We start from the raw sequence: 25544 nt of genomic DNA on the forward strand, positions 1-25544 counted from the left end.
CCACGTCGTGGTGACGCGGCGGCACCGGCTGGTTAGAGGCCGTGCGGCCAGGGCTAGGCGACGCCAGTGGTGCAGGCTCCGCAAGTGGAGCCGCAGCCGTCGTCCGTGAGGTTGGTGAGGCCGGCCGGGTCGGCGACCTCGACCAGGGTGACGTCCAGCTCGAAGCCGTCGGGCGTCGTCGACCGGGACGTCTCGGGCCGGACCTGAGTGGTGCTCGGGATGGCGGTGATCGCCATGCTGAACTCCTTGAGTTTCACGTGTTGTCGGATGAGAGATTGCTGTGCGGCCAGATGGCTTCTGGCCTTCTCGTCACGGTGCTGCGGGCAGCATGGAGACGAGAAGCATGGGTGTCGGGTGGTGACTATCGCCGTTGGTCCGGCGCGGCCGGGGTGAGCCGACGGAGTTGCCGTACGAACTGCGTCGCGACCATCCAGGGCATCCTCGGGTCGTCGAATCGCAGGATCCGTTCCACCGGGTCCGCCAGAACGCCTGGCGCCGGGTGCAGCGTTCCGTATACGCCTACGAGTTCGGCCTCGGCCGCGTAGAAGACTTGGTAGCCGCCTTCCCAGAAGGGCGGTGCGGCCCGTGCGTGCTCACCGCACACCGGGGGCTCGATGGCCATGACGCCCTCGGGCCAGTCCTCTCTCCTTCGCTGGTCCGGAGTGTCGGAAGGCAGCGGCAGCAGCCACAGCATGCCGTCCCGGCTTCGTTCGGCCGGCTCCGCGCAGACTCGGCACAGCAGCCGCTCCATGGCGAACCGCTGGGACTCCGACCGCTCGCCGACCACTCCGAGGAGCACGCCCTCGATCGAGCGGTCCTCAGCGTGTTCGTCGGTATAGGCGAGCCCGTTCGGCGTGTGGAGGAGCGGCCGCGGGCTCACGGAGCGCCTGCGCGGCAGCCGGGTACTGGCCGGCGGGGGAGAGACGGTCATGGTCCACCGTTCGTGGGTCGGATGTCGGGGCCTGGCTGCCCTCCTCCTCAGCGGTGCTGGGCGATGGAGAGCCAGGGCCGGTCAAGGCCCTGTTGATGGGGTGCGGCCGAGGGGGAGGGGAACCGAGGCCAGGGCCCCGGCTGGGGATCGGGCGATGAGGGAAGGTCGAAGGCGGCCCAACAGCGCTTGCCGTGCTCCGTCGGCTCGGCTCCGCAGCGGTCGGCGAAGGCGTCGACGAGTTGGAGTCCTCGCCCGGATTCAGCGTGTGGACCGGCGTCGGTCTCCTGGGGAAGGGCTGAGGCGGGGTCGTGGACGGCGATGAAGACCTGTACCTCGTCCTGACGGATGTCCACCGTGATCGGACCGGCCCCGGCGTGCAGTACCGCGTTCGCGATCAGCTCGCCGGCCACCAGCTCGATTCCGTCCAGCCATTCCTCGCAGCGCCGTATGTTCCACGAGCCGATGGTGGCCACGACATGGTGACGGGCCTCACGGACGGCGGACGCGGTGCTGGTGACAGGAAACGAGTGCTGGTGGTGCGCTGGCATGAGAGAGCCTCCTGAATTGCCAGGCGGGCGGGACCGCGGCGACGACGTCCTGAGGACGGGCGGCGAGCTGCCGGGTGCATTTGCATCGTTCTTCACTTCGTGTGCCTGAACGAGGCTCTGACTCGTGCCTGATGCCGCCCTTTCGTGCCCAACCGGTGTCTAATCGGTGCGCGGCGGCGTTTTTCGGCGAACATGGCTGCATCTGCCACTTGTTGCTGTCTAGCGTGGTGATGAAGCGGGCGCCGACATTGAGGAGACGCCGTGCACGCGACAGGACCGACCCTTTTCCAAGCCCTGGTCAACCAGCGCGGCTGGCAGGACTACCAGGTCTTCAAGAGACGCTACGAACAGGCGGCCCGGCAGTTGGCCGAGCTGGAGGGGCCGCGTTCGATCGCGACCGCGACCATCGAGAAGAGACAGTTCTTCCGGTACGCGCACGGCGAGGTCCGGACGCCGCAAACCGTCGCGCGCAGGGTCCTGGAGTTCATGTTTCCCGGCATCCCTGCTGCCCGCCTCCTTGGCCCCGTGCCGTCCGGGGCGGCCGCCGGCACGCCAAGCCCCGCATCGTGCCGGGGCAGTTCAGCGCAATCGATCGAGTACGGGCTTGAGGACGTGGTGACCGTGGCAGCCAACGAGTCGGCGCGGTTCGTGGCCCAGGCAGAGAGCAGCAACGTGGGACCGCACACACTGGAGCAGCTGGAATCCGACATCCGACGCATCGTCGACTCCTATCCCAATCGACCCGTGGGGCCCTTGTTTCACGAGGTCCGGGCCTTGCGCGACCGCGCCTTCGAACTCCTCGAAGGTCGCCAGCCACCGCTGTACACCCGTGACCTGTACGTCGGTGCCGGCGTCCTGTGCGGGGTGCTGGCCAACGCCAGCTTCGATCTGGGTCGTTACGACGCCGCCGAGACCCAGGCCCGTACGGCGTTCCTCTTTGGCGAGCTCGCCGGCCACAACGGGCTGCGTGCCTGGGTCCGCGGGCTCCAGGCACTTGTCTCGTACTGGGCCGGACGCCCGGCCGACGCCGTCAGGCTCGCCGAATCGGGCGCCGCGCACACCCCGGAGTCCGGGACCGCCCACATCCGGCTGGAGAGCATCAAGGCCCGCGCGTACGGCCAACTGGGCAGGCGGGCGGACGCCCTCGCCGCCCTCTCCGAAGCCGACCGTTTGCGCGAACGGCTCGCCGACGGCGACGAACTGCCCGGCGGCATGATGGCCTTCCCTCTGGAGAAGCAGCTCTTCTACGCCAGCAGTACCCACCTATGGCTGGGCGGCCCCGAGCATCTCGGCGACGCCGAGGCCCGCGCCGGCGAGGCAGTAGAGATGTTCCAGGCCGCGCCACCCGAGCGCCGGCGGCTCGGTGAGATGTCCCTGGCCCGCATGGACCTTGCCATGGCCCGCCTCGGCCGGGGTGACCTCGACGGCGCGGCCGAACAGATCCAGGAGGTTCTTGCTGTCAGCGCCCGTCGCCGCACCGAGAGCGTCGACCGGCGCGTCGGCCACTTCGGCCACCGGCTGGCGATGCATCCGGGGGCCGGAACCCCCGCCGCGATCGGCATGCGAGAGCTGATCATTGCTCATCAGGAACGCACCATCGCCGAGCTCCCGCCAGGAGGCAGCCCGTGACCACCGTGACCCTATTGCACCCCGGCTCCATGGGGGCTGCCGTCGCAGCCCAGGCCGTCGCGGCCGGCCACGACGTGCTGTGGGTGCCCCAGGGGCGCAGTGAGGCCACCTACCGCCGGGCGAAGCAGGCCGGGGCCACAGCCTGCGACTCGCTCACGGAAGCGCTGGCCCGCAGCGCCGTGGTCCTGTCCGTCTGTCCGCCGCAGGCGGCGGAGGACGTGGCGGCGGAGGTCGCAGCCCACGCCTTCACCGGGGTGTACGTCGACGCCAACGCCGTCAGTCCGCAGCGGATGCGGCGCGTCGCCGAGGAGATCCGTCCAGGCTCCGCGGTAGTGGACGGAGCGATCTTCGGGCCCCCGCCGGGCGCAGGGCGCGCGGCCCGGCTCTATCTGGCGGGGGACAGCACCGCTCTGGGCCGGGTGGAGCGGCTGTTCACGGACACCGCCCTGCATGTGTGCCGGGCCGGCGACGCCATCGGCTCCGCTTCCGCCCTGAAGATGGCGTTCGCCGGCTACCAGAAGGCCGCCCGCACTCTCGCCGGAGTCGCCCACGCACTGGCCGATGCGCACGGTGTCGGCGAACAGCTCACGGCCGAGGCCGAGGTCATGGCCTCCGCGATCCTGTCGGACCCGGAGTATCTGCCGAGCGTGGCCGCCCGCGCCTGGCGCTGGGCCCCCGAAATGGGCGAGATCGCGGACACGCTTCGCGCGGCGGACCTGCCCACGGACCTCGCCGAGGCCACGGCCCGGGTGATGGGTCGCTGGGAGCGGGACAAGGACCGGTACGACCTGCCGCTCGCCGAGGTCTTCTCCCATCTCCAGGGTTCTTCCTGAACAAGCTCCCCCACGTCCGACGATCCCGATGACCGGAACGATGGGCCCTGGACGTACAACGGGCCCCGCGCGCTGGGGCTGAGGGGTGCGGGCGGGTACAGGCGTCACACCGCGACGTACACGACCGGCTCCGTGCCCGCCACCGCCTCCGCGCGGCCGAGTTTCACCAGCCGGCGCAGGTGGGCCTCGGCCTCGCTGACCGCGATGGAGCGCGAACCGTGCGGGATGCGGTCCCAGGGGCGGTTCCACTCCATGCGCTCGGCCAGCTGCCAGGGGGTGAGCGGGGTGGCGAGGAGGGCGAGCAGGCCGGTCAGCCGTTCCTCGTGGTGGGCGAGGAGGGCGCGGACCCGGCCGGCGGCGTCGGTGAAGGCGTGCTGGTGCGCGGGGAGTACCTCGGCGACGCCGAGCCGGCCGACGCGTTCGAGGGAGTCGAGGTAGTCGCCGAGGGGGTCGCCGTTCGCCGCCTCGCCCGCCGGGTCGTCCGGGTCCTCGTAGAGGCCGATGTGCGGGCTGATCCCGGGCAGCAGATGGTCGCCGGAGAACAGCCGGCCGTGGCCGGGCAGCCCGGCGGGATGCTCCTCCTCCAGGTGCAGGCAGACATGGCCGGGGGTGTGGCCCGGGGTCCACACGGCGCGCAGCCGCCGCCCCGACAGGTCGAGGAGTTCGCCGGGGACGATCTCGCGGTCGGGCAGCGCGGCGCGCTCGCCGGGCAGGGTCCGGGTCCGTTCTCCGGTGGCCTGGGACGCGCGGGCGGCCCGGTCGGCGTAGGCGGCGCGCAGCGGGGCGAGGTGTTCCTCGGGCGCGCCGGCGGCGGTGAGCTTGCGGTCGAGGTAGCCGCGCCAACTCCCGGTCCGGGCCACGCGGCTGCGGCGTACGACGGCGATGTCGGCGGCGTGCATCGCGATCCACGCGCCGGACTCCTCCCGTACCCGGCCGGACAGCCCGTGGTGGTCGGGATGGTGGTGGGTGACGACCACACCGTGCACGTCGGCAATCCCGATCCCCAACGTTGCGAGCCCGGACGTGAGTTCGGCCCACGAGTCGGGATCGTCCCAGCCGGTGTCGATCAGCACGGGCCCGCGGTCGGTGTCGAGGACGTGGACGAGGGTGTGTCCGAGCGGATTGTCCGGGATGGGGACCCGCAGCGACCAGACGCCGCCCCCGTGCGCGGTCACCGCGCCGCCGGTCGGACCGCTCGCCGCCGCCTGCGTCATGGGGGTCCTCATCTCCGGTTGCCGGTCGGGCCGTTGCTCATCATAACGAGAACTGGTATCAGTTCTGAGGCATCGTCAGATTTGTTCGAGCGGGGTTCGAGGTTCGTCCGATAAGAGGGCGTGCGTCCGGGGCTGCCCGTCCAGGGCCGCCGGACGGGCGTGGGCCCGCGGGTTCTCGGGAGGCAGTCGGTCATGACCGGACTTGTGGAGCACGGAGAACTGTTCATCGGCGGTACGTGGACCGCCCCGCTCGGCGACGGCGTCATCGAGGTGATCTCCCCGCACACCGAGGAGGTCATCGGCCGGGTCCCGCACGCCTCCCCGGCCGACGTCGACCGCGCCGTCGCCGCCGCCCGCCGGGCCTTCGACGAGGGGCCGTGGCCGCGGCTGGGCCTGGAGGAGCGGATCGAGGTGATCGGCCGGATCAAGGACGCCCTCCTGCTCCGGCACGAGGAGATCGCCCGCGTCGTCAGCGCCCAGAACGGCTCCCCGTACTCCTGGTCGGTCCTCGCCCAGGCGCTGGGCGCGATGATGGTCTGGGACTCGGCGATCAAGGTCGCGCGGGAGTACGCGTTCGAGGAGCGGCGGGCCGGTGCCCTCGGGCCGCTGCTCGTCCGGCGGGAACCGGTCGGCGTGGTCGCGGCCGTCGTGCCGTGGAACGTGCCGCAGTTCACCGCCGCCGCCAAGCTCGCGCCCGCGTTGCTCGCCGGCTGCACCGCGATCCTCAAGCCGTCGCCGGAGTCGCCGCTCGACGCGTACCTGCTCGCGGAGATCGCCGCCGAGGCCGGGCTGCCGGAGGGCGTCCTGTCGGTTCTTCCCGCCGACCGGGAGGTCAGCGAGTACCTGGTGGGGCACCCCGGCGTCGACAAGGTCTCCTTCACCGGCTCGGTCGCCGCCGGCAAGCGGGTCATGGAGGTCGCCGCCCGCCATCTCACCCGCGTCACCCTCGAACTGGGCGGCAAGTCCGCCGCCGTCGTCCTGCCGGACGCCGACGTGGCGACGGCCGTCGCCGGCATCGTGCCCGCCGCCTGGATGAACAACGGCCAGGCCTGTGTCGCCCAGACCCGCGTCCTCGCCCCGCGCTCCCGGTACGCGGAGATCGCCGAGGCCCTCGCGGCCGCGGCCGGGGCCCTCGTGGTCGGCGACCCGCTCGACCCGGCCACCCAGGTCGGCCCGCTCGTCGCGCGCCGCCAGCGGGAGCGGTCCCTCGACTACATCGCGCACGGTCAGTCCGAAGGCGCCAAGGTCCTCACCGGCGGCGGCCGTCCGGCGGCCCTGGAACGCGGCTGGTACGTCGAGCCGACCCTCTTCGGCGATGTCGACAACTCCATGCGGATCGCCCGCGAGGAGATCTTCGGCCCGGTCGTCTGCCTCATCCCGTACGGCGACGAGGCGGAGGCCCTGCGCCTCGCGAACGACTCCGACTACGGCCTCAGCGGCAGCGTGTGGACCGGCGACGTCGAGCGCGGCGTCGACTTCGCGCGCGGGGTCCGCACCGGCACCTTCAACGTCAACACCTTCAGCCTCGACATGCTCGGCCCCTTCGGCGGGTACAAGAACTCCGGCCTGGGCCGCGAGTTCGGGCCCGAGGGACTGGCCGCCTACCTGGAGCACAAGATGATCCACCTGCCCGCCGGTTACGAGGCTCCGGGGAGTGGTGTCTGATGGGCGACCGCTGGCACGTCGAGGTCGACCGCGGCGTCTGCATCGGCTCCGGCATGTGCGTCGGCCACGCGCCCGACGCCTTCCGCCTCGACACCGCCCGCCAGTCCCACCCGGTCGCCGCGGAGACGGACGCGGGCGAACGCGTCCTCGCGGCGGCCGAGGGCTGCCCGGTCGAGGCCATCCTCCTCACCCTCGCCGACGGCGGCGAACCGGTCTTCCCGCCGGAGGAGTAGAAGAATCCCTCGCGTGTACGGAGGGCGTGGGTCAGCGCCGGACCGGCGGGGCCTCGGCGAGCGCGGTACGGGGGATCCCCCGTACCGCCAGGCGCGCCAGGAGATCGGCCTCCTGGCGCGGGGTGAGCCACAGCCACAGGGACGCGCCAGAGTCGTCGGCGCTGAACACGAGCCGGTCACCGCTCCATCCCTCGGCGCAGATCGTGTACGGCGACAGGTCCGCCAGCACGCCGAACCCGTCGTCGTCGCGGACGTCGATCGCGATCCCCATCCCGGGGTCGGCCCGCCGGGGCCGGGTACCGTTCGCCTTCTCCTCCCGGGCGAGCCGCAGCGCGGTCGCGTAGGAAGGCAGGACCTCGGGCGGCCAGGGGGCGTCGCTGTAGGCGTCGACGAAGGCCGTGTCGATGACGGGGCGCAGCACGCGCAGCGCCTCGCGATGGACCAGCGCCACGTCCGCGGGGCCCAGGCCGTCCGCGAGGACGTGCGCGCGGGCCCGGCCGTCCGTCCGCTCCTGCTCGTTCACGGGAGGACTGTGTCACGCCAGGGCACCGGCCCGCTCGTCGTTTCGCGCGGTGCGGCGCTCCCGTACCCCTTGCCGTGCCGGGGAGTTGGTTCCCGTATGCAAAACTACTCCCTCGATCACGGGGGCAAGAGGCTTTCGTGCGCACTCGTTTGGGAGAGTTGTGCGCAAGACGAAGTGGGTGGCCGCGGCCGCCGGTGTGGTGCTGCTGGTCGCGGGTTGTGGCAGCAACGACGGCTCGGACCAGGGCGGTTCGGGCGGCCGGAAGGGCGGCTCTTCGTCCTCGTCCGAGACGGGCGGCGGCGCGGAGGCGGGCGGCACGGAGCTGACCGCCGACGCGGTGCGGACGGAAATCGAGACCGCGGCGACCGGTGCCGGCTTCGAGCACGCGGCCAAGGGCGAGAACGTGCCGGAGAACCTGAAGGCGTGCATGGTCTCCTGGACCCCGGACGCCCAGAAGGCCGCCGACCCGAAGAAGTCCGCCGCGGACACGGTCGCGGCGCTCGGCAAGGGCGGCTGGAAGACCGAGAAGACCACCGAGCAGTCCGGCTCGACGATCACCGGGCTCTCCAAGGGCACCTGGAAGCTGCAGGCCAGCGACCACAGCGCGGGCATGCTGAAGCTCGTCATGTTCGTCGCCACGAACAACACGCCGGCGTGCGAGGCGCTGTTCAAGGCCGACCTGGAGAAGAACAAGAAGTCCTGACCCCGTCCGCGCCCGCGCCCCCGGACGGGGGGCCGGGCGCGGTCCGGCCCGGGCTCTCAGCCCCGCCCGGCACCCTGGGGAGCCTCGGTCGCGCTCCCCGCCCCGGCCCTGCTCTCGGCTCGGGCCCCGGCCTCCGCACTCGTCCCCGCCGCGCCGCCCCGCGCCGTCAGGTCGATCAGCCGGCACGCCATCTCGATGTCGATCTTCACCTGGGCGATCGACGCCCGCCCCGACAGCCAGGTGATGAGCGCCGAGTGCCAGGTGTGCTCGATCACCCGCACCGCCGACAGCTGTTCCGGCGTCGGCTGCTCCGTGCCCATCGCGTCCAGGATGATCGCCGTCGTCAGCCGCGAGACCGTGTCCACCTCCGGGCTCACGCTCCGGTCGGCGAACGTCAGCGCCCGTACCATCGCGTCCGCGAGCTGCGGTTCGCGCTGCAGCGCCCGGAACGCCCGCATCAGCGTCGCCGCCACCCGCCCCGCCGGGTCCTCGCCCGCCGGCGGCCGCCGGCGCAGCGTCCCGTGCATGCGCTGGAGCTGGTCCTGCATCGTGGCGACCAGCAGATGCACCTTCGACGGGAAGTAGCGGTAGAGCGTGCCCAGGGCCACCCCCGCCGCCTCCGCGACCTCCCGCATCTGCACGGCGTCGAACCCGCCCCGCCCGGCGAGCTCCGCGCTGGCGTGCAGGATGCGCCGGCGGCGGGCCTCCTGGCGTTCCGTCAGGGGCGGCGAGGACGCAGGTCTGTCTTCCGCGGTCATGGGTCCCGTTCCGTGCGGTGGGTGAGGCGGTGGAGAGGCGCTGGGAGGGCGCTGGGAGGGCGGTGCGGGGGTGGTGCGAAGGCGGTACGCGGGTGGTGCCGGAGGGGTCGCGGGGCGGGGGTGGCGGTGGTGCGAGGAGCGCTGAGGGAGCGACAGTATGACGGGTCGGCGGCCGTGGCGTGAATCACCCGATCCGCCTCTCTCCGCCGAGCTACCTGCCGGTAGATTCAATGCTCTCGGTGGACCAGAGGGATCAAGTCTGCAACTTGTTCTAGATTAGCGCGGGCGGTTACGCTCCCGCGAAAAGCACGCTCGAAGGGGGTCCCAGTTGACCGCGGAGGCCATAGAGGCAAGCCCCCGGCAGGGCGTCGGCGCGGACGGTGACCGTCCGTTGCGGATCGCTCTCCTCACGTACAAGGGGAATCCGTTCTGCGGCGGCCAGGGCGTCTACGTCCGCCACCTCTCGCGCGAACTCGCCCGCCTCGGCCACAGCGTGGAGGTCATCGGCTCCCAGCCGTACCCCACCCTCGACGAGGGCGTCCCGCTCACCGAGATCGCGAGCCTCGACCTCTACCGCCAGCCCGACCCGTTCCGTACGCCGAAGCGCGACGAGTACCGGGACTGGATCGACCGCCTCGAAGTGGCCACCATGTGGACCGGCGGCTTCCCCGAGCCGCTCACCTTCTCCCTGCGGGCCCGGCGCATGCTCGCCGCCCGCGCGGGCGCGTTCGACGTCGTCCACGACAACCAGACCCTCGGGTACGGACTCCTCGGCGGCCCCCGCGCCCTCGGCGCGCCGCTTGTCACCACGATCCACCACCCCATCACCGTCGACCGGCAGCTCGAACTCGACGCCGCCGCCGACTGGAAGCGCCGCGCCTCCGTCCGCCGCTGGTACGCCTTCACCCGGATGCAGAAGCGCGTCTCGCGCCGGCTGCCGTCCGTCCTCACCGTCTCCGGCACCTCGCGCAAGGAGATCGTCGACCACCTCGGTGTCCGCCCCGACCGCATCAGCGTCGTCCACATCGGCGCCGACACCGGCCTGTGGTCGCCGGACCCGTCCGTCGCCGAGATCCCCGGCCGGATCGTCACCACCTCCAGCGCCGACGTCCCCCTCAAGGGCCTGATCCATCTGATCGAGGCGCTCGCCAAGCTCCGCACCGAGCGGCCCGACGCCCATCTCGTCGTCGTCGGCAAGCGCGCCGAGGACGGGCCGGTCGCCCAGGCCATCGAACGGTACGGACTCGACGGCGCCGTCCGCTTCGTCAAGGGCGTCACCGACGCCGAGCTGGTCGACCTCGTGCGCTCGGCCGAGGCCGCCTGCGTCCCCTCCCTCTACGAGGGCTTCTCGCTGCCGGCCGCCGAGGCCATGGCCACCGGCACTCCGCTCGTCGCCACCACCGGCGGTGCCATCCCCGAGGTCGCCGGACCCGACGGCGAGACCTGTCTCGCCGTCCCGACCGGTGACGCCGGCGCCCTCGCCGCCGCCCTCGGCCGGCTGCTCGGCGACCCCGAACTCCGGGCCCGGCTCGGCGCCGCCGGCCGCGCCCGCGTCCTGGAACGTTTCACCTGGGCCCGCGCGGCGCAGGGCACCGCCGAGCTCTACCGCTCCGCCATCGCCGCCCAGGGCGCGGGCCCAGGCGCCGGCCGCCGCGGCCGCGCCACGGCCGCCCGCCGCTGAACCGCGGCACCGGCACCGGCACCGAGTGTGGGGCCCTCGCACCCCGAACCCGCGAGCGGTCCACCCCCGAGGTCCGGGGCCCCCGAGCCCCGAGACCCCGTAGCCCCCGAAGCACCTGAAAGGCAGACCCCGTGCTGACCGTCGACTTCACCCGCTTCCCGCTCGCCCCCGGCGACCGCGTACTCGACCTGGGCTGCGGCGGGGGCCGGCACGCCTTCGAGTGCTACAAGCGCGGCGCCCAGGTCGTCGCGCTCGACCAGAACGCGGAGGAGATCCGCGAGGTCGCCAAGTGGTTCGCCGCCATCAAGGAGGGCGGCGAGGCTCCGGCCGGCGCCACCGCCACCGCGATGGAGGGCGACGCGCACAACCTGCCCTTCCCCGACGAGTCCTTCGACGTCGTCATCATCTCCGAGGTCATGGAGCACATCCCGGACGACAAGGCCGTCCTCGCCGAGATGGTCCGCGTCCTCAAGCCGGGCGGCCGGATCGCGGTCACCGTGCCCCGCTACGGCCCCGAGAAGGTCTGCTGGGCGCTCTCCGACGCGTACCACGAGGTCGAGGGCGGTCACATCCGCATCTACAAGGCCGACGAACTGCTCGCCAAGATGCGCCAGGCCGGCCTCAAGCCGTACGGCACCCACCATGCGCACGCGCTGCACGCCCCGTACTGGTGGCTCAAGTGCGCCTTCGGCGTCGACAACGACAAGGCGCTGCCGGTCCGCGCGTACCACAAGCTCCTGGTCTGGGACATCATGAAGAAGCCCGCCGCGACCCGGATCACCGAGCAGCTGCTCAACCCGGTCGTCGGCAAGAGCTTCGTCGCCTACGCCACCAAGCCCCACCTCCCCAAGGGCGACGCGCAGTGACCTCACCCGAGCGGATCGCGGAGCACCTGGTCCTGCCGGGCGTCCTGACCGCCGAGCAGGCCGCCGAGACGGTGGCCGGCATCCTCGCCGTCCAGCGCGAGGACGGCGCCATCCCCTGGTTCCGCGGCCACCACCTCGACCCCTGGGACCACACCGAGGCCGCCATGGCCCTGGACACGGCCGGGGAGCACGAGGCCGCCGCCCGCGCCTACGCGTGGCTGGCCCGGCACCAGAACCCCGACGGTTCCTGGTACGCGGCGTATCACGACGGCGACCCCGACGACGTCACCGACCGCGGGCGCGAGTCCAACTTCGTCGCGTACATCGCCGTCGGCGTCTGGCACCACTATCTGTCGACGGGCGACGACGTCTTCCTCGACCGCATGTGGCCCGTCGTCTACGCGGCCGTCGAGTTCGTCCTCGGCCTGCAGCAGCCCGGCGGGCAGATCGGCTGGAAGCGGGAGGCGGACGGCGCGGCGGTGAACGACGCGCTGCTGACCGGCAGTTCCTCGATCCATCAGGCGCTGCGCTGCGCCCTCGCCCTGGCCGACGAACGCGAGGAGCCGCAGCCGGACTGGGAGTTGGCGGCCGGCGCGCTCGGCCATGCGATACGCAGCCACCCCGAACGCTTCCTCGACAAGTCCCGCTACTCCATGGACTGGTACTACCCGGTCCTCGGCGGCGCGGTCGACGGCACGGCGGCGAAGACCCGGATCGACGAGCAGTGGGACGACTTCGTCGTACCCGAGCTGGGCGTGCGCTGCGTCCTGCCCAACCCGTGGGTCACGGGCGGCGAGAGCTGCGAACTCGCCCTCACGCTCTGGGCGATGGGCGAGTCCGACCGCGCGCTCGACATCCTGAAGTCCATCGGTCACCTGCGTGCCGACAACGGCGCCTACTGGACCGGGTACGTCTTCGAGGGCGACCAGGCCGTCTGGCCGGAGGAGCAGACGACCTGGACCGCGGGCTCGCTGCTGCTCGCGGTGGCGGCGCTCGGCGGCGAGGAGGCGACGGTCGCGGTCTTCGGCGGCGAGCGGCTGCCGCGGGGCCTGGAACCGGACTGCTGCGCCTGATCGTCCGTACGATCGTTCACCCGTTCGATTCGTGTGGGACGCACGTAAATGCGGGATCTCGGGCGGCTCTAGGATGTGCGTGCCCATGGCACTCATGAGCACGCACAACAGGGAGAATCGGGCGCGATGGACGGTGCGGGGTCGGACAGAGACCTTGACCTTGAATGTGACGTCGACCGGGACGCCGACCGGGACGTCGACCGTGACCTCGCGGGCGAACTGCTCGCGCTGAAGAAGGAGTCGGGGGCGAGCTTCGCCCGGCTCAGCCAGAAGACCCACTACGCCAAGTCGTCGTGGGAACGGTGGGTCAACGGCAAGCAGTTCCCGCCCCGCGACGCCGTCGAGAGCCTCGCGCGGCTCTGCGGGACCGACCCCGGACCCCTGCTCGCCCTCTGGGACACGGAGGACGCCCGACGTACCGCCCCGGCCCCGGTGCCGGACTCCGACGAGGCCGAGCCGGAGGCCGGTGAGCCCGCCGAGGCCACCGCGCCTGCCGAGGCCGGTGAGTCCGCGGCCGCGGAAGAGTCCCCCGTCCCCGCGCGCCGCAACCGCCGTACCCTCTGGGGCTCGCTCGCCGCGGCCGCCCTCCTGGTGGCCGGCGCGGGCGCGTACACCGTCGCCGCCCTCTCCGGCGAGGACAAGCCGCCGGCCCCGAAGCCGACCCCGGTGGTGAAGGTCGCGGGCCCGGCGGCCGGCTGCACGCTGGCGGCCTGCGAGGGCCGCGACCCGAAGAAGATGAACTGCGGCGCCGACGCGGTCACCGTCCGCACCGGCTCCATCCCCCCGGACCTGGTCATCGAGCTGCGCTACAGCGGCGCCTGCAAGGCCGCCTGGGGCCGGATCTCCTTCGCCGAGGTCGGCGCCACCGTCCTCGTCAACAACTCCGACGGCGCCGCCCAGGCGGACGTCGTCCACTACGACCGTGACGTCTACACCCCGCTGATCGCGGCCCCGGACCACGGCTCGGTCTTCGCCTGCGCGGCCCTCCCGAAGAAGAAGGGCGCCGAGGACACCGCCCCCACCTGCACGGGCCGGTTCATTCCGAGCCAGGAGCGGGCGCGGCAGCCGTAGCCTTCGCGCCGGTGCGGCTCAGCACCTCGTTCGCGTTCTTGTTCTGGCGGTCCGTCAGCGTCCGCCAGTCCTTCGCGATCGCCGGATTCCCGTCCAGCCATCGCTGCTGTACGGCGGCGAGCCGGGTGTAGGCCGTCGTCAGATAGCCGGTCTCGTCCTTGCAGCGCAGATCCGCCTTCAGGGCCGGGCTGGTCGCGCGCTCCTCGGCTGTGCGGACGGACGCGAGGAGCCGGGCCGGATCCTGCTGCGGGAAGCCGGACCGCTTCATGCAGTCCCGCCAGCGCCCGGTCACGCTCTGGAACGCGGGATCCTTCTCCACGCTCGTGCGGGCCTGCTCCTGTGCCTCGAAGAGCATGATCCGCACCTGGAGCCACCGCATCCGGCCGTCGCCGAGGAGCCGTGTCTCGGCCTCGGCCAGACAGCCGTTGCCCGGTCGGGACACGGCCATCCGGACGCCCTTGGCGGTGACGCGCTTGTCCTGATCGCCGAAGAGGGTCCGCCCGTACGCCTCGGTGCTCTCCGGGCTGCCCGGCTTCGGCGGCGTGTCGGCCTGCGGCGCGGCGGTGGCGGCAGGCGGTGTGGCGGACTCCAGGCCGAACGGCTGCGGCAACTGGTCGGCGTTCTCCGCCTCCTGCGTCTTGGCGACGGGGGCGTAACGGAACCCCTGCTCGGCCATGCACGCGATGGCGAACTGCCGCTGAGCCTCGTGGCTGCGGGTGTTCGGGGTGAAGAGGAGTCCGGTGATCGGGGGCCGCTGCCGCAGCTCGGCCGCGTCGGCCCGGGCGACCGGGGTGGCCTGGGCGGCGGTTCGGTGGTCCGGTGCCTGTTCCCGCGGCGTGCCGCACCCGGAGAGGGCCGCCGAGGCCGCCAGGCCGAGCGTGAGCGTGAGCGCGAGCGCGAGACGCCGGGGAGCACGGGGAGCACGGGGAACGCGGGGGGCCGACGACCTGGTGTCGCCGGCCCCGTGTCGCTCGTCGGACATCAGAAGCAGGGGATGGTGGTCGTGGGACGGAGCCGCAGGGAGCTGGCCTGGTTCCGCTGCGTCCAGTCCAGCTGGTCCCAGTTGACCTGGCTGCCGGGGTTGACGCAGAAGATCAGCCCGCCGCCGTAGTTGATGTCCTTGTAGTAGTGGCTCTCGTAGCCGCCGTTGCTGGAGTTGCTGGCCGCCATCACCTGGTCGTTCACCGGTTCGCCGGTGTCCTCCCAGTAGTCGTTGGTGAAGTCGGTGTCGCTGTTGAAGAACGACTTGTGCCCGATGCTGCCGACGGAACCCTGGAAGACGCAGTGGTAGCCCGACGGGCAGGAGGCACCGGCGGCCGCCTGCCCCGCCGTGGCGACGCCGCCCGCGAGGAGGAGCGCGGTCGCGCCCGCCAGGGACGCGATCCGCTTGCCGAGGCCGGTGTTCCGGCTTGTCCTGGACATCAACGAGGTGCCTTTCGGGTGCGTGGAGCGGGAAGGGGGACGGGGCCCGGCAGACCCCCGTTCAGCCGGGCCCCGGGGCATGTCAGAAGCAGGAGATCGAGGTCGTGCTGCGGACCTGCAGGGAGCTGGCCTCGCCCGACGTGCCCCAGCCGTCGCCGTCGTTGCCGTAGTGCTCCAGCTGCGAGGAGTCGACGGAGCTGCCGGGGTTGACGCAGAAGAGCAGCCCGCCGCCGTAGTTGATGTCCTTGTAGTAGTGGCTCTCGTAGCCGCCGGTGCTGGAGTTGCTGGCGGCGTGCACGGCGTCGTTCACCACCATGTTGGTGTAGATCTCGAAGTAGTCGTCGGTGAAGTTGGCGTCACTGTTGAAGTACGCGTGCTTGGTGCTGTTGTAGATCGAGGCGGAGAACACACAGTGGTAGCCGGCCGGGCAGTTGGGGCCGGCCGCCGCGGGGAGGGCCGTGGCGACGCCGCCCGCGACGAGGAGCGCCGTCGTGCCGAGGACGGCGCCGGCCCGCTTGCGGAGCCCGGAGATGCTGCTCATTCGCTGATCCACCTTCTTGTCGTGAGCGACCCGGCGGGCCGCGCGCGCAGACAGGCTCGCACCGCCCGCCCGCGCCGGTATTGGACGAAAACGCGAGCTTGCGAGGCCGGGAGGTTCGGGAGGTCGCCCAGGACGCGGGGCGGCGGGGTCAGCCCGTGATCCAGGCGGCGTTCTCCGTACCGCCCGCGGCCAGCCACCGTCCCGGCGGCATCCCTGTCAGGGCGTTGAACTCCCGGCCCAGATGCGACTGGTCGAAGAAGCCGCACACCGCCGCGGTGTGCGCCGGCCCGTGCCCCGCCGTCAGTTCCCCGACGGCGCGCCGCAGGCGCAGCACCCGGGCGAGCCGCTTGGGCGTGAGCCCGATCTGTTCCCGGAACCGGCTCTCCAGGTGCCGCAGGCTCCAGCCGGTGCGGTCCGCGACCTCGCCGATCCGCATATGGCCCTGGGCCTGGTGGAGCAGCCGCCACGCCTCCAGGACCGCGGGCGCGACCGTGTGCGCGGGCGCAGCGTCCGCCGTCCACGCGAGCAGGGTCTCGTCGAGCAGCGCGAACCGTTCCGCCCAGCCCGGCGCGTCCGCCAGGCGCTCGCCCAGCGTCCGGCAGCGCGCGCCCAGGACGTCCTCCGGGTCGGTCAGGACGTCGCCGAGCTCCGCGAGGGACGCGCCGCCGAACAGCCGGTACGCCGCCCACGGCGCCAGGGCCAGCTCCACCCCGTGGAGTTCGCCGCCGTGCCCGAGCACCCGGGCGCGGGTGTGCAGCCCCGACACGACGGACGTGTGCCGCGCCGTCCCCGCCCCGGCCCCGGCGCCTGCCGTCGTTCCGCCCCCGCCCACCCGCAGCTCGCCGCCGAGACCGATGAGGAGCGACACCCGCCCGCTCGGCAGGACCAGCCGGTCCTGCGGCACGCCCGCCCGCGCGCGAAAGCCGCGGTACGGGCCGATGCCCGCGCGCAGCCGTGCGTCCGGCGCCTTGATGAACCACTCGCACCGACCGCCACCCGTACACACCCGGTGTCTGACCATCGACCTCTCGACCCTCCCCCCGCCCGGAACCGTCCCGGGCCGGTGATCCACTGTCCGAGCGGTCACCGGGCGGGGGCCAGAGGCGCCGCCGTCCCAGGGACGCCGAGGGACGTCCCACGGCTCTGACCTGCGGAGATGCGGAGGGTGGCGAGAGAGGAAGGGATGCCGTACGCCGTACGGGGCCCTCGGCCGGCCCGCTCGCGGGCGCCGCCCGAACCCGTACGGGTCCACGAGTCCCGCCCCGCACCCGCACGTACGGACCCACGAGCCCGCCCCCGACCCGTACGGGTCCGCCCGCCGGCGTCCCGCCGTGCCCCGGGCGACGCTGGCGCCACACCCCCGGGCAGGCCCCGGGGCCCCAGGGAGGTCTCACCGTGCCCCGCTTCGTACGCGCGCGCGCCGCGCGGCCGCCGCGCTGTTCCTGTCCGGCGCGCTGCTCACGACGACCGCGGCCTGCGGCGGCGGCGACAGCTCGCAGTCCATGACGACCGGTACCGCCGCGACCCCGACCGCCTCGGCGAGCTTCGAGCAGCAGAAGCTGGCCAAGACGCGTTTCGTGGCGAACGCGGGTCTCGCGGCCGGCGCGACCTATCAGTGGATCGTGAAGCCGTACCGCGCGGGCACGTTCAACAAGGGCGCCGACGGGCGCACCTTCGCCCTCGTCAAGGCCGGCCTCGCGGGCGCGTTCACGTACAACCGGCTCAAGGCCGCCGTGAACAACGCCAAAGGCGACCCGCTGCTCTCGAAGGCGGTCGCGCCGCTCAGCGCCGGCATCGAGTCGCTCAAGCAGCTCGGCACGAAGCTGCGCGACGGCGAGGCGAGCGCGGGCGACATCGGGTCCTTCGAGAGCGTCATCAACGGGGTGGAGGACGCGGGGAAGAGCGCGGGCGCGGAGGTCGTCGACAAGGTCCCCAGCGCCTCCCAGCTCGGCGGCGGCTGAGGCACTCCCAGGGGAGACCCCCAGGGGAGACTTCCAGGGGCGTCCCCTAGGAGTTCAGCTCCGCCAGCGTCCGGAGTGTCATCGGGTCCGGTGCCGTGACCAGCAGGTCCGTCACCGGGCCCTTGCGCCATTCCGCCAGCCGTTCGGCGATCCGCTCCCTCGGTCCGACCAGGGAGATCTCGTCGGCGAAGGCGTCCGGTACGGCGAGCACCGCCTCTTCGCGCCGCCCCGCCGCGAACAGCTCCTGGACGCGCCGCGCCTCCGCCTCGTACCCCATCCGCCCCATCAGATCGGCGTGGAAGTTACGGGCCGTGTGCCCCATGCCGCCGATGTAGAAGCCGAGCATCGCCTTCACCGGCAGCAGCCCGGCCGCGATGTCCTCGCACACCTGGGCGCGCACCATCGGCGCGACGAGGAAACCGTCGCGGAGCGGGGCCGTCAGGCCGTACACCTCCGCCCAGCGGGTGGGGGACCAGTACAGCGGCAGCCAGCCGTCGGCGATCCGCAGCGTCTGCGCGACGTTCTTGGGACCCTCGGCACCGAGCAGCACGGGAAGTTCCGCCCGGAGGGGGTGGGTGATCGGTTTGAGGGGCTTGCCGAGGCCGGTGCCGTCGGGGCCGTTGTACGGGTGCGGGTGGTAGCGCCCGTCGAGCGTGACGGGCCCCTCGCGGCGCAGCACCTGCTTCACCACGTCCACGTACTCGCGCGTCGCGGTCAGCGGCGAGCGCGGGAACGGCCGCCCGTACCAGCCCTCCACCACCTGCGGCCCGGACAGCCCGAGTCCGAGCGACATCCGCCCGCCGGAGAGGTGGTCGAGGGTGAGCGCGTGCATGGCCGTCGCGGTCGGCGTGCGGGCGGCCATCTGGGCGACGGCCGTCCCGAGCCGGATCCGGGAGGTGTGCGCGGCGATCCAGGTGAGCGCGGTGAACGCGTCGGAACCCCAGGCCTCGGCGGTCCAGACGGAGTGGTAGCCGAGGCGTTCGGCCTCGCGGGCCAGGTCGAGAGAGGTGGGGGAGGGGCCGCGTCCCCAGTAGCCGAGGGCGAGTCCGAGACGCATGCCGGGCAACCTTCCGACGTGGCGTGACGTGGCGTGGTGCGGCGTGGTGCGGCGTGACGTGAAGCGACGCGATCCGGCATGGCTGACGTTGCGTCAGATCGCTTGCGTCCGGCGACTGTACGACAACGGCCCCCCGCCCGGAAGGGATCCGGACGAGGGGCCGTCGACGAGGCGGACCGGAAGGACGTCGTTCCCGGTGCTCAGCCGCGCTGGATGCCGGTGGTGTCCTGCAGGACACCGCGCCGGCCGTCCTGGGTCTGGGCGACGAGGGCCTGGCCGCGCTGCTCGACGGCCAGGTACCAGGTGCCGGGGGCCAGTTCGGCGATGGGGGCCGGGCTGCCGTCCTCACCGTAGAGCGGGCGGGCGACGGGGACCGCGAACCAGAACGGCGCGAAGTCCGCCGCCGGAGCCTGCCCGTGGGCCGGCGCGGCCTGGCCCTGCGGCTGGGCCTGCGCCGGCGCCTGACCCTGGGCCGGGCCCTGACCGCCGAAGGGCTGCTGGCCGCCGCCGAGCGACGGGTCGGGCTGGGCGCCGTACGGCTGCTGCTGGGCGCCGGGGTAGCCGTAGCCGCCGGGCGCGCCCTGCTGGCCGAACTGCCCGGCCGGACCGGCCTGGCCCGCCTGCATGCCGTACGGCTGCGGGGTCTGCGGCCGGGGCGCGCTGAGCAGCGGGGCCTGGAGGGCCGGGACGAGCGGGCCGGCGATGGCCGCGCCCGCGAGGGCGAGCGAGGCGATGAGGCCGAGGATCAGGCCGGCACCGGCGCTGCTCGACTCGAAGACCCACATGAGGAGGGTCCAGGCGGCGGCGACGGTGAACGCCACGCCGACCTGGCCGAGCTCCAGACCGGCCACCTTGCGCTGCTGCTGCTGGGGCAGCGCCCGCGAGACGACCACGAGGGCGGCACCGGCGATGCCGAGGAGGAAGGAGCCCCAGCCGAGCGGGGACACCTCCCACGAGAACGGCGAGTCGAACGCGTCGCACGCGTTGCCCGGCAGGTCGCAGCCGGAGATGCCGAGGAACGAGGCGATGAACAGCACCACCGCTGCACCGATCAGCACGCCATCGCCTCGAGTGAGGGAGCGGATATTCACGTAAAGAGTCCTTCGTCGGGTCGTCTCGTCGGGGTGGCGCGAAGCACGGGGGCGGCCCCGTCGTCGGGGGCGAATCTATCGTCCGGCCGGCCGCCAGGCGGTTCTACCCCTTGAGGTAGGCCCCGATGCCGTCGGCGATCCCCTGCGCCGCTTTCTGGCGCCACGAGGCGTCCGTCAACAGGGCGGCGTCCTTCCCGTCGCGCATGTTGCCGCATTCGAGGAAGACCTTGGGCACGGTGGAGAGATTGAGCCCCCCGAGATCGTCGCGCACGTCCAACCCGGTACCGGAACCGATGTAGTTGGCCGGCTTGTTGCCGGTGGCCCGGGAGAAGTGCGTGACGAGCTTCTCACCGAGGGTACGGGACGGCGCCATGATCGCGCTGGTGTCGGCGGCCCCGTCCTTCACGCGTGCGGGGAGAATCACATGGAACCCGCGGTTCCCGGCCGCCGAGCCGTCGGCGTGGACGGAGACGACGGCGTCGGCCTTGGCGTCGTTGCCGATGCGGGCACGTTCGTCGACGCACGGACCGTAGGGGCGGTCGGCGTCATGGACGAGCACGACCTTGGCGCCCTGCTTCTCGAGAAGGGCGCGAAGGCGGTGTGAGACGTCGAGGGTGAAGGCGGCCTCGGTGTAGCCGGCGTTGGTGGAGGTGCCGGTGGTGTCGCATTCCTTACGTTTCGTTCCGATATCCACCTTCTTATTGATTTCGGTGGAATGCCGGAAGTTTCCGGGATTGTGGCCCGGGTCGACGACGACCGTGCGTCCGGCGAGCGGACGGTCGGCCGTCGGTGTGGAACGGCCGGCCGAGCGGGTGGGTGCGGGACCGCCCGGAGTGGCCGAATCCTTCGCTCCGGGGACGGCGCCGGCGGCCCCGGAGCCGCCGGTGGCCTTCGCGTCGGCGGTACGGGAGGACCGCTCCGCCGGAGAGGCGTCGGAGGCGCCGCCGCAGGCCGTCAAGGCGAACGGGAGTGCGAGCGGCAGGGTGAGGGCGAGGAACTTGCGGTGGTGGTACGGCACCCCGCGACCGTAGCGGTTTCCGGCCAGGAATGCCCGCGGCGGAATCAAGTGGGTGGAAGGTGTGTAAGGGGAGGGTGAAGGATGTGCGGGTCGCACCAGTGTGACGAACTAGCGTGGCGAGCCAGTGTGATGAACAGAGGGGGGACCGGTGGCCGGGGACCAGCACGACCGCGGCGGCGAGGGTACGGCGGGGCGGGACGACCGCACGGGTGACGGAGCGTCAGCTCCCGTACCGCCGCCGCCCGCGCAGCCGCCCGTATACGACGCGATTCCGCCCGGGTACGAGCGGCAGGCGCCGCCGTCGGGAGCGGGCGCGGCGGAGGACGTGAGCGACGCGGTGCCGGAGGTGAACGACGCCGTGCCGCCGGGCTTCGAGCCGGTACGGCCCGCCGGGACGGCCGAGCCCGCCGGACCCGCCGGGCCCGCGAGCGGTGCGCTGCCGCCGGCCGACGGGGCTGCTCCCGCGCCCGCCCAGCCCATACCCGCGCAGCCCGTGCCCACGCCCGCACCTACGCCCACGCAGCCGGTGACGCCTCCGCCGCCGGCACCGACCACCCCGCCGGGGGCGCAGTCGGGGCCCCAGGCGGGAGCTCCGGCGGTTCCGCAGACGGGTCCTCCGGCGGGTCCGCAGCCGGGTGCGGACCCGGAGCCGGTGCCCGGGTTCGGGCCGCCGATGGCGGCGGCCGGGGGATTCGGCGCGCCGGGGCAGGGCGCGGTCCCGCCGGGTTACGGGGCACCTCAGCCCGGTTACGGCGGCGCGCCGCAGTCCGGCTACGGCGCGACCCCTCCCGCGTACGGCGCGGTCCCGCCGGGCCAGGGCGGCGGCATGCCGCCGGGCGGCGGGTTCCCGCTGCCTCCCCTGGCTCCCGGCCCCTCCGTGCCGCCCCCGCCGCCCGGACCCGCGAACCCCGCGCAGGCCGCCGCCGTCGCCCTCCTCAACCTTTCCGGTCTGGGCCTCGGCTACGTCCTGCTCAAGAAGTGGGCCTTCGCCGCGGTGTGCTGGGCCGCCGTGATCGTGCTGCTCGTCGTGGCGCTGCCCGCCGACCCCGACGGCATCCCGCTGGGCGTCCTCGTCGCGTTCGGCATCGTCCAGCTCCTCGCGGCCGCCGACGGCGCCCGGCGCGCCCTCCACGCCCGTCCGGAGACCCTGGCCCTGCCGGACCGCCGGAAGTTCGTCCTGCCGGTCGCGCTCGTGCTGCTGGTCGCCATCCCCGGCGGCGGCACCTTCGCGTACGGCGCGGCCCGCGACGAAGCCGTCGAACAGTCGCTCCTCGACCGGCTGGCCGTCGCCGACGGCAAGGTGAAGAAGAGTGCCGACCAGAGCTTCGAAACGGCCAGGGCCACCTACCGCGACGCCCTCGACACGTACCAGGAACTCGGCACCCGGCACGCCGGCTCGCGGGCGGCGGGGAAGGTCCCGGACCGGCTCCAGGCGTACTACAAGGCCGTCTCCTCCCCGTACGACCGCGAGAACTTCTGCGGCGCCATCGCCCCCCTCAAGCACCTGCGCTCCCTGCCGGAGGTCGTGGACCGCAAGCTGCTCGGCGACCTCGTCGGCAAGGCCGACGACCCGCTGGCCCGGTCGCTGTTCGAGTGCGGGGTCAACACGATCGGGGCCGCGGGCACCGAGCAGACGGCGGCCGACCAGTTCAACGAGGTGACGAAGACCTTCCCGGACTCGCCCTACCCCGCGCGCATCGAACCGACCCTCCGCGCGAAGCTGAAGGCGCGCGAGCAGGGCATGGACTCCTCGCCCTGCGAGACGGCGGAGGACCTGCAGCGCTTCACCACCACCCTGACCCGGATGCCCGGTGCCACGTACGGCAAGCTCGCCGGCGACGCGGAGCGGTCCGCGTGGCGCGGTGAATTCGGGTGCGGCATCAGCCAGTTCAAGGACAAGAAGTTCGAGGAGGCGGTCACGACGATGGACGCCTTCGTGAAGAACAACCCGTCCAGCTCGAAGGCCGACCAGGCCCGCAACGTCTCCATCGCCGCCGAGATCGCCCAGGAGACGGACGCCGCCGGCAAGAAGGTCCCGTCCGGCGCGACGGCGGGCGGCTCCGGTCAGCAGATGGTCATCAGCAACGACGGCCCCGGCGAGGTCCAGGTCCTCTTCACCGGCCCGGTGACCGGCCGCATCACCATCCCGGCCTGCGGCTCCTGCAAGGCCTACCCGGGCATCCTCATCCCGAAGTCGGGCCTCAAGCCCTGCTCCGGCAGCTCCTCCAAGTATCCCAAGCGCACCCTGTACCTGCCCGCGGGCACCTACCAGTTCCTGCAGAAGCGCAACAGTACGACGACGTCGGCCGAGGTGAAGAAGGCGAGCAGCGACAAGATCGAGTCGGGCTACAGCTACACCAACTGCCTGTACGTGACGTCGTTGTACTAGCCGCCGGTGCGTTCGGCCCCGGCCTCCGTGAAACGTGTCGAAAAGGAGGCCGGGGCCGAGCGGCACCGCGGGTCACGAAGGCTGCTCCGCGCGCGAGCGGGGACGACCCCCTCAGCCCCGGCGCCGCAGCACCCGCAGCGAGTCCGTCACCGAGATCTCCTCGAAGCCGCCCGACTCCAGCGCCCGCAGGTAGACGCGGTACGGGGCCTGACCGCCGTCCGCCGGGTCGGGGAAGACGTCGTGGATGACGAGGAGGCCGCCGGGGGCGACCTTCGGGGCCCAGCCCTCGTAGTCGGCGCCGGCGTGCTCGTCCGTGTGGCCGCCGTCGATGAAGACGAAGCCCAGCTGCCCCGCCCACACCGCCGCGACCTGCGGCGACCGGCCCACGACCGCGACGACGTGGTCCTCCAGGCCGGCCTTGCGCAGGGTGCGCCGGAAGGTCGGCAGGGTGTCCATGACGCCGACCTCGGGGTCGACGACGGTCGGGTCGTGGTACTCCCAGCCCGGCTGCTGCTCCTCGCTGCCCCGGTGGTGGTCCACGGTCACCGCGACCGTCCCCGCCGCCCGCGCCACGTCCGCGAGCAGGATCGTCGACCGCCCGCAGTACGTGCCGACCTCGAGGAGCGGCAGCCCGAGCTTCGCGGCGTCGGCGGCCGCGGCGTACAGGGCGAGCCCTTCCTTGGCCGGCATGAAGCCCTTCGCGGCCTCGAAGGCGGCGAGGATCTCGGGGGTGGGCTCGGCGGCGGGCATGGGCGGGTCCTCCTACTGGCGAGTACGCGGTACGAGCGCCCATGGTGCCTTACGCGCCCCACGCGAACCACACCGTCTCCCCCGACCCGTCCCGTCGCCCCCGCCGGCCCGCCTCCGCCACCTCCCTCGCCCCGCTTCGGGCACCCCCGCCTGCCCGTCCTCACCCACCGTGAAGCCCATCCGCCGGCTTGTGTCGATTTCCGCTGGAAAGGGGGGCGTTGTGTGATTCACGCCACCGGAGCGGAGTGACCCCACTACGCTCGGCTACGAATCAGAACTACCGCTTGCAAGCGTGAGCTTGGGGGTGCCTCGGCATGGCCAACATCCGTAGCCTCGATCCCAGCGCGTCGCCGCTGGACTACTACGGTTCCGAACTCCGGCGCCTGAGGGAGGAGGCGAAGCTCAGCCAGCAGCAGTTGGGGGACATTCTTTTCTGTACGGCATCCCTGATCGGGCAGATCGAGACGGCGAAGAAGGTGCCCACCCGCCGATTCTCCGAGCAGCTCGACAACGCCCTGATGACCGGGGGCCAGTTCACCCGCCTCATCGGTCTGGTGCTGCGCAGTCAGCTGCCGAACTGGTTCCAGCCGTACGCGGACATGGAGGCGCGGGCGACGTACATCTGCGCCTTCCAGTCCGACGTGGTCTACGGCCTGCTCCAGACGCCGGAGTACGCGCGCGAGGTGCTGGGCGCGCGCCGGGACGGCGACGACCTCGAGAACACGGTCGCCGCCCGCCTGGAGCGCCAGCGGATCATGGACCGCGACACACCGCCCATGGTCTGGGTGATCATGAGCGAGGCCGTGCTCTGCCAGGAGGTGGGCGGGGCCAAGGTGATGCGGGACCAGCTCGCCCATCTGCTGGAGATGCAGCGGCGGGAGTGGGTGAAGATCCAGATCCTTCCGTTCTCGGCGGGGGTCCACGCGGGTATCGCCGGTTCCTTCAACGTCCTGCGCTTCGAGGACGACCCCGACATCGTCTACACGGAGGACTTCGTCCAAGGCCGCATGACCGCCGATCCGTCAGCCGTCCGGGAGGGTGTCCGTCGCTACGATCACCTGCGGGCCGCCAGCCTCTCCCTGAAAGAGTCGGCCGAACTGATCGCCCGGGTAATGGAGGAGCGCTATGGCGACCGATCGGGACCTGGCGGGGGCATGCTGGCGTAAGTCCTCGTACAGCGGCGACAGTGGCGGTGACTGCGTCGAGTGCGCGCCGCTCGGGACCGCCGCCTGGCGTACGCCGCCCCGCCGTGCCGGAGCCGGCGGTCAGTGCGCCGAAGCCCCCGATCCAGCGGACCCAGCCGGTCTCGCCCTTCTCGGCGAGCTCGCCGACCCCGCCGGTCCCGCGGGCCCTGCCGACTCCGCCGGCCCTGCCGACTCCGCCGCCCCTGCCGGCCCTGCCGGCCTCGTCGATGCTGCCGCGCGTGTCGCCGTACGGGACTCCAAGTGTCCGGCCGGCCCCGCCTTCCTCGCGTCTTCGGGCGCGTTCGCGGAGTTCGTGACCACGGTCGCGGTCGCGGACACGGCCGCCGAAGGCGCCGACGACTGAATCCGGCCCCCGCCCGCGTGGCCCTGCCGAGGGCATCGC

General features: G+C 72.7%; 27 protein-coding genes. 13 read left to right on the forward strand and 14 right to left on the reverse strand.

Features of this window, described 5'->3' with window-relative positions; all coding sequences use genetic code 11:
• Nucleotides 1-53: 53 nt before the first annotated feature.
• The 3 genes from ABZ693_RS07605 to ABZ693_RS07615 form a co-directional block, all read right to left on the reverse strand.
• Complete coding sequence (locus tag ABZ693_RS07605; RefSeq protein WP_359874460.1) at nt 54-236, reverse strand: FxLD family lanthipeptide; 183 nt, start codon at nt 234-236, stop codon at nt 54-56.
• 125 nt (nt 237-361) lie between these two features.
• On the reverse strand, nt 362-931 hold the full coding sequence (locus ABZ693_RS07610; protein ID WP_359874462.1) for a hypothetical protein: 570 nt from the start codon (nt 929-931) through the stop codon (nt 362-364).
• 47 nt (nt 932-978) lie between these two features.
• Nucleotides 979-1479, reverse strand: coding sequence for an ATP-binding protein (locus ABZ693_RS07615; RefSeq protein ID WP_359874464.1), 501 nt, complete (start codon nt 1477-1479; stop codon nt 979-981).
• 261 nt (nt 1480-1740) lie between these two features.
• Here ABZ693_RS07615 and ABZ693_RS07620 point away from each other — a divergent pair, with 261 nt between their 5' ends.
• Together ABZ693_RS07620 and ABZ693_RS07625 are read left to right on the forward strand one after the other, a co-directional pair.
• A complete protein-coding gene (locus ABZ693_RS07620; protein ID WP_359874466.1) occupies nt 1741-3108 on the forward strand; it encodes an NsdA family TPR-like regulatory protein in 1368 nt (455 codons plus the stop codon).
• Nucleotides 3105-3941 (forward strand): NAD(P)-dependent oxidoreductase, encoded by an 837-nt coding sequence (locus ABZ693_RS07625; protein WP_359874469.1) that lies wholly within the window; start codon nt 3105-3107, stop codon nt 3939-3941. The genes ABZ693_RS07620 and ABZ693_RS07625 overlap by 4 nt, the downstream gene beginning before the upstream one ends.
• Before the next feature lie 104 nt (nt 3942-4045).
• Here ABZ693_RS07625 and ABZ693_RS07630 read toward each other — a convergent pair whose 3' ends face one another.
• On the reverse strand, nt 4046-5155 hold the full coding sequence (locus ABZ693_RS07630; RefSeq protein ID WP_359874471.1) for a Strvi_7410 family MBL fold metallo-hydrolase: 1110 nt from the start codon (nt 5153-5155) through the stop codon (nt 4046-4048).
• 192 nt (nt 5156-5347) lie between these two features.
• Here ABZ693_RS07630 and ABZ693_RS07635 point away from each other — a divergent pair, with 192 nt between their 5' ends.
• Nucleotides 5348-6820: an aldehyde dehydrogenase gene (locus ABZ693_RS07635; RefSeq protein WP_359874473.1), complete on the forward strand. Its 1473-nt coding sequence runs from the start codon at nt 5348-5350 to the stop codon at nt 6818-6820.
• Complete coding sequence (locus ABZ693_RS07640) at nt 6820-7053, forward strand: ferredoxin (RefSeq protein WP_359874478.1); 234 nt, start codon at nt 6820-6822, stop codon at nt 7051-7053. Before ABZ693_RS07635 ends, ABZ693_RS07640 begins: the two co-directional genes overlap by 1 nt.
• Before the next feature lie 31 nt (nt 7054-7084).
• Here ABZ693_RS07640 and ABZ693_RS07645 read toward each other — a convergent pair whose 3' ends face one another.
• Complete coding sequence (locus tag ABZ693_RS07645) at nt 7085-7576, reverse strand: hypothetical protein (RefSeq protein WP_359874480.1); 492 nt, start codon at nt 7574-7576, stop codon at nt 7085-7087.
• A 160-nt stretch (nt 7577-7736) separates the two neighbouring features.
• Here ABZ693_RS07645 and ABZ693_RS07650 point away from each other — a divergent pair, with 160 nt between their 5' ends.
• Complete coding sequence (locus tag ABZ693_RS07650; RefSeq protein ID WP_359874482.1) at nt 7737-8279, forward strand: hypothetical protein; 543 nt, start codon at nt 7737-7739, stop codon at nt 8277-8279.
• A gap of 56 nt (nt 8280-8335) precedes the next feature.
• Here ABZ693_RS07650 and ABZ693_RS07655 read toward each other — a convergent pair whose 3' ends face one another.
• Nucleotides 8336-9037, reverse strand: a complete 702-nt coding sequence (locus ABZ693_RS07655) for a TetR family transcriptional regulator (RefSeq protein ID WP_359874484.1) — start codon at nt 9035-9037, stop codon at nt 8336-8338.
• Nucleotides 9038-9365: 328 nt separating this feature from the next.
• Between ABZ693_RS07655 and ABZ693_RS07660 the strand changes: the two genes are divergently transcribed.
• The 4 genes from ABZ693_RS07660 (at nt 9366) to ABZ693_RS07675 (ending at nt 13728) form a co-directional block, all read left to right on the forward strand.
• Nucleotides 9366-10718 (forward strand): glycosyltransferase family 4 protein, encoded by a 1353-nt coding sequence (locus ABZ693_RS07660; protein ID WP_359874486.1) that lies wholly within the window; start codon nt 9366-9368, stop codon nt 10716-10718.
• Between the two features lie 131 nt (nt 10719-10849).
• Nucleotides 10850-11584: a class I SAM-dependent methyltransferase gene (locus ABZ693_RS07665; protein ID WP_359874488.1), complete on the forward strand. Its 735-nt coding sequence runs from the start codon at nt 10850-10852 to the stop codon at nt 11582-11584.
• On the forward strand, nt 11581-12657 hold the full coding sequence (locus tag ABZ693_RS07670; RefSeq protein WP_359874490.1) for a prenyltransferase/squalene oxidase repeat-containing protein: 1077 nt from the start codon (nt 11581-11583) through the stop codon (nt 12655-12657). Before ABZ693_RS07665 ends, ABZ693_RS07670 begins: the two co-directional genes overlap by 4 nt.
• A 126-nt stretch (nt 12658-12783) precedes the next feature.
• Nucleotides 12784-13728: a helix-turn-helix domain-containing protein gene (locus tag ABZ693_RS07675; protein ID WP_359874492.1), complete on the forward strand. Its 945-nt coding sequence runs from the start codon at nt 12784-12786 to the stop codon at nt 13726-13728.
• Here ABZ693_RS07675 and ABZ693_RS07680 read toward each other — a convergent pair.
• The 4 genes from ABZ693_RS07680 to ABZ693_RS07695 form a co-directional block, all read right to left on the reverse strand.
• Entirely contained in the window at nt 13694-14710 is a 1017-nt protein-coding gene (locus ABZ693_RS07680) for a hypothetical protein (protein ID WP_359874494.1), read from the reverse strand. The two genes, ABZ693_RS07675 and ABZ693_RS07680, sit on opposite strands and share 35 nt — an antisense overlap.
• Complete coding sequence (locus ABZ693_RS07685) at nt 14710-15150, reverse strand: peptidase inhibitor family I36 protein (protein WP_359874496.1); 441 nt, start codon at nt 15148-15150, stop codon at nt 14710-14712. The genes ABZ693_RS07680 and ABZ693_RS07685 overlap by 1 nt, the downstream gene beginning before the upstream one ends.
• Nucleotides 15151-15232: 82 nt before the next feature.
• Nucleotides 15233-15691: a hypothetical protein gene (locus ABZ693_RS07690; RefSeq protein WP_359874498.1), complete on the reverse strand. Its 459-nt coding sequence runs from the start codon at nt 15689-15691 to the stop codon at nt 15233-15235.
• A 148-nt stretch (nt 15692-15839) separates the two neighbouring features.
• Complete coding sequence (locus ABZ693_RS07695) at nt 15840-16712, reverse strand: helix-turn-helix transcriptional regulator (RefSeq protein ID WP_359874500.1); 873 nt, start codon at nt 16710-16712, stop codon at nt 15840-15842.
• 481 nt (nt 16713-17193) lie between these two features.
• On the opposite strand from ABZ693_RS07695, the gene ABZ693_RS07700 reads away from it, so the two are divergent.
• Nucleotides 17194-17652 carry a hypothetical protein gene (locus tag ABZ693_RS07700; RefSeq protein WP_359874502.1) on the forward strand — a complete coding sequence of 153 codons (459 nt, stop codon included), beginning with the start codon at nt 17194-17196 and terminating at the stop codon, nt 17650-17652.
• Nucleotides 17653-17698: 46 nt separating this feature from the next.
• Here ABZ693_RS07700 and ABZ693_RS07705 read toward each other — a convergent pair whose 3' ends face one another.
• The 3 genes from ABZ693_RS07705 to ABZ693_RS07715 all read right to left on the reverse strand — a co-directional run bounded on the left by ABZ693_RS07705 (nt 17699) and on the right by ABZ693_RS07715 (nt 20818).
• A complete protein-coding gene (locus ABZ693_RS07705) occupies nt 17699-18709 on the reverse strand; it encodes an LLM class F420-dependent oxidoreductase (RefSeq protein WP_359874504.1) in 1011 nt (336 codons plus the stop codon).
• 200 nt (nt 18710-18909) lie between these two features.
• Nucleotides 18910-19800 (reverse strand): hypothetical protein, encoded by an 891-nt coding sequence (locus tag ABZ693_RS07710; RefSeq protein WP_359874506.1) that lies wholly within the window; start codon nt 19798-19800, stop codon nt 18910-18912.
• 103 nt (nt 19801-19903) lie between these two features.
• Entirely contained in the window at nt 19904-20818 is a 915-nt protein-coding gene (locus ABZ693_RS07715) for an N-acetylmuramoyl-L-alanine amidase (protein ID WP_359874508.1), read from the reverse strand.
• Nucleotides 20819-20966: 148 nt separating this feature from the next.
• Between ABZ693_RS07715 and ABZ693_RS07720 the strand changes: the two genes are divergently transcribed.
• Nucleotides 20967-23207 (forward strand): hypothetical protein, encoded by a 2241-nt coding sequence (locus tag ABZ693_RS07720; RefSeq protein ID WP_359874510.1) that lies wholly within the window; start codon nt 20967-20969, stop codon nt 23205-23207.
• Between the two features lie 111 nt (nt 23208-23318).
• Here ABZ693_RS07720 and ABZ693_RS07725 read toward each other — a convergent pair whose 3' ends face one another.
• Nucleotides 23319-23957, reverse strand: coding sequence for a class I SAM-dependent methyltransferase (locus tag ABZ693_RS07725; RefSeq protein WP_359874512.1), 639 nt, complete (start codon nt 23955-23957; stop codon nt 23319-23321).
• 314 nt (nt 23958-24271) lie between these two features.
• Between ABZ693_RS07725 and ABZ693_RS07730 the strand changes: the two genes are divergently transcribed.
• Nucleotides 24272-25123 carry a helix-turn-helix domain-containing protein gene (locus ABZ693_RS07730; RefSeq protein ID WP_359874514.1) on the forward strand — a complete coding sequence of 284 codons (852 nt, stop codon included), beginning with the start codon at nt 24272-24274 and terminating at the stop codon, nt 25121-25123.
• Nucleotides 25083-25505, forward strand: coding sequence for a DUF397 domain-containing protein (locus ABZ693_RS07735; protein WP_359874516.1), 423 nt, complete (start codon nt 25083-25085; stop codon nt 25503-25505). Before ABZ693_RS07730 ends, ABZ693_RS07735 begins: the two co-directional genes overlap by 41 nt.
• The last annotated feature ends 39 nt before the right edge of the window (nt 25506-25544 follow it).

The sequence above is a fragment of the Streptomyces laurentii genome (assembly GCF_040635425.1).
Taxonomy (GTDB): domain Bacteria; phylum Actinomycetota; class Actinomycetes; order Streptomycetales; family Streptomycetaceae; genus Streptomyces; species Streptomyces laurentii.

Excerpts from the sequence above, each read along its gene's own strand:
- ABZ693_RS07735 (WP_359874516.1), top strand. The coding sequence starts at position 25,083 with ATGGCGACCGATCGGGACCTGGCGGGGGCATGCTGGCGTAAGTCCTCG.
- ABZ693_RS07725 (WP_359874512.1), bottom strand. The coding sequence starts at position 23,957 with ATGCCCGCCGCCGAGCCCACCCCCGAGATCCTCGCCGCCTTCGAGGCC.
- ABZ693_RS07630 (WP_359874471.1), bottom strand. The coding sequence starts at position 5,155 with ATGACGCAGGCGGCGGCGAGCGGTCCGACCGGCGGCGCGGTGACCGCG.
- ABZ693_RS07635 (WP_359874473.1), top strand. The coding sequence starts at position 5,348 with ATGACCGGACTTGTGGAGCACGGAGAACTGTTCATCGGCGGTACGTGG.
- ABZ693_RS07615 (WP_359874464.1), bottom strand. The coding sequence starts at position 1,479 with ATGCCAGCGCACCACCAGCACTCGTTTCCTGTCACCAGCACCGCGTCC.
- ABZ693_RS07700 (WP_359874502.1), top strand. The coding sequence starts at position 17,194 with ATGACGACCGGTACCGCCGCGACCCCGACCGCCTCGGCGAGCTTCGAG.
- ABZ693_RS07685 (WP_359874496.1), bottom strand. The coding sequence starts at position 15,150 with ATGTCCAGGACAAGCCGGAACACCGGCCTCGGCAAGCGGATCGCGTCC.
- ABZ693_RS07705 (WP_359874504.1), bottom strand. The coding sequence starts at position 18,709 with ATGCGTCTCGGACTCGCCCTCGGCTACTGGGGACGCGGCCCCTCCCCC.
- ABZ693_RS07640 (WP_359874478.1), top strand. The coding sequence starts at position 6,820 with ATGGGCGACCGCTGGCACGTCGAGGTCGACCGCGGCGTCTGCATCGGC.
- ABZ693_RS07675 (WP_359874492.1), top strand. The coding sequence starts at position 12,784 with ATGGACGGTGCGGGGTCGGACAGAGACCTTGACCTTGAATGTGACGTC.
- ABZ693_RS07680 (WP_359874494.1), bottom strand. The coding sequence starts at position 14,710 with ATGTCCGACGAGCGACACGGGGCCGGCGACACCAGGTCGTCGGCCCCC.
- ABZ693_RS07610 (WP_359874462.1), bottom strand. The coding sequence starts at position 931 with ATGACCGTCTCTCCCCCGCCGGCCAGTACCCGGCTGCCGCGCAGGCGC.
- ABZ693_RS07695 (WP_359874500.1), bottom strand. The coding sequence starts at position 16,712 with ATGGTCAGACACCGGGTGTGTACGGGTGGCGGTCGGTGCGAGTGGTTC.
- ABZ693_RS07655 (WP_359874484.1), bottom strand. The coding sequence starts at position 9,037 with ATGACCGCGGAAGACAGACCTGCGTCCTCGCCGCCCCTGACGGAACGC.
- ABZ693_RS07690 (WP_359874498.1), bottom strand. The coding sequence starts at position 15,691 with ATGAGCAGCATCTCCGGGCTCCGCAAGCGGGCCGGCGCCGTCCTCGGC.
- ABZ693_RS07605 (WP_359874460.1), bottom strand. The coding sequence starts at position 236 with ATGGCGATCACCGCCATCCCGAGCACCACTCAGGTCCGGCCCGAGACG.
- ABZ693_RS07730 (WP_359874514.1), top strand. The coding sequence starts at position 24,272 with ATGGCCAACATCCGTAGCCTCGATCCCAGCGCGTCGCCGCTGGACTAC.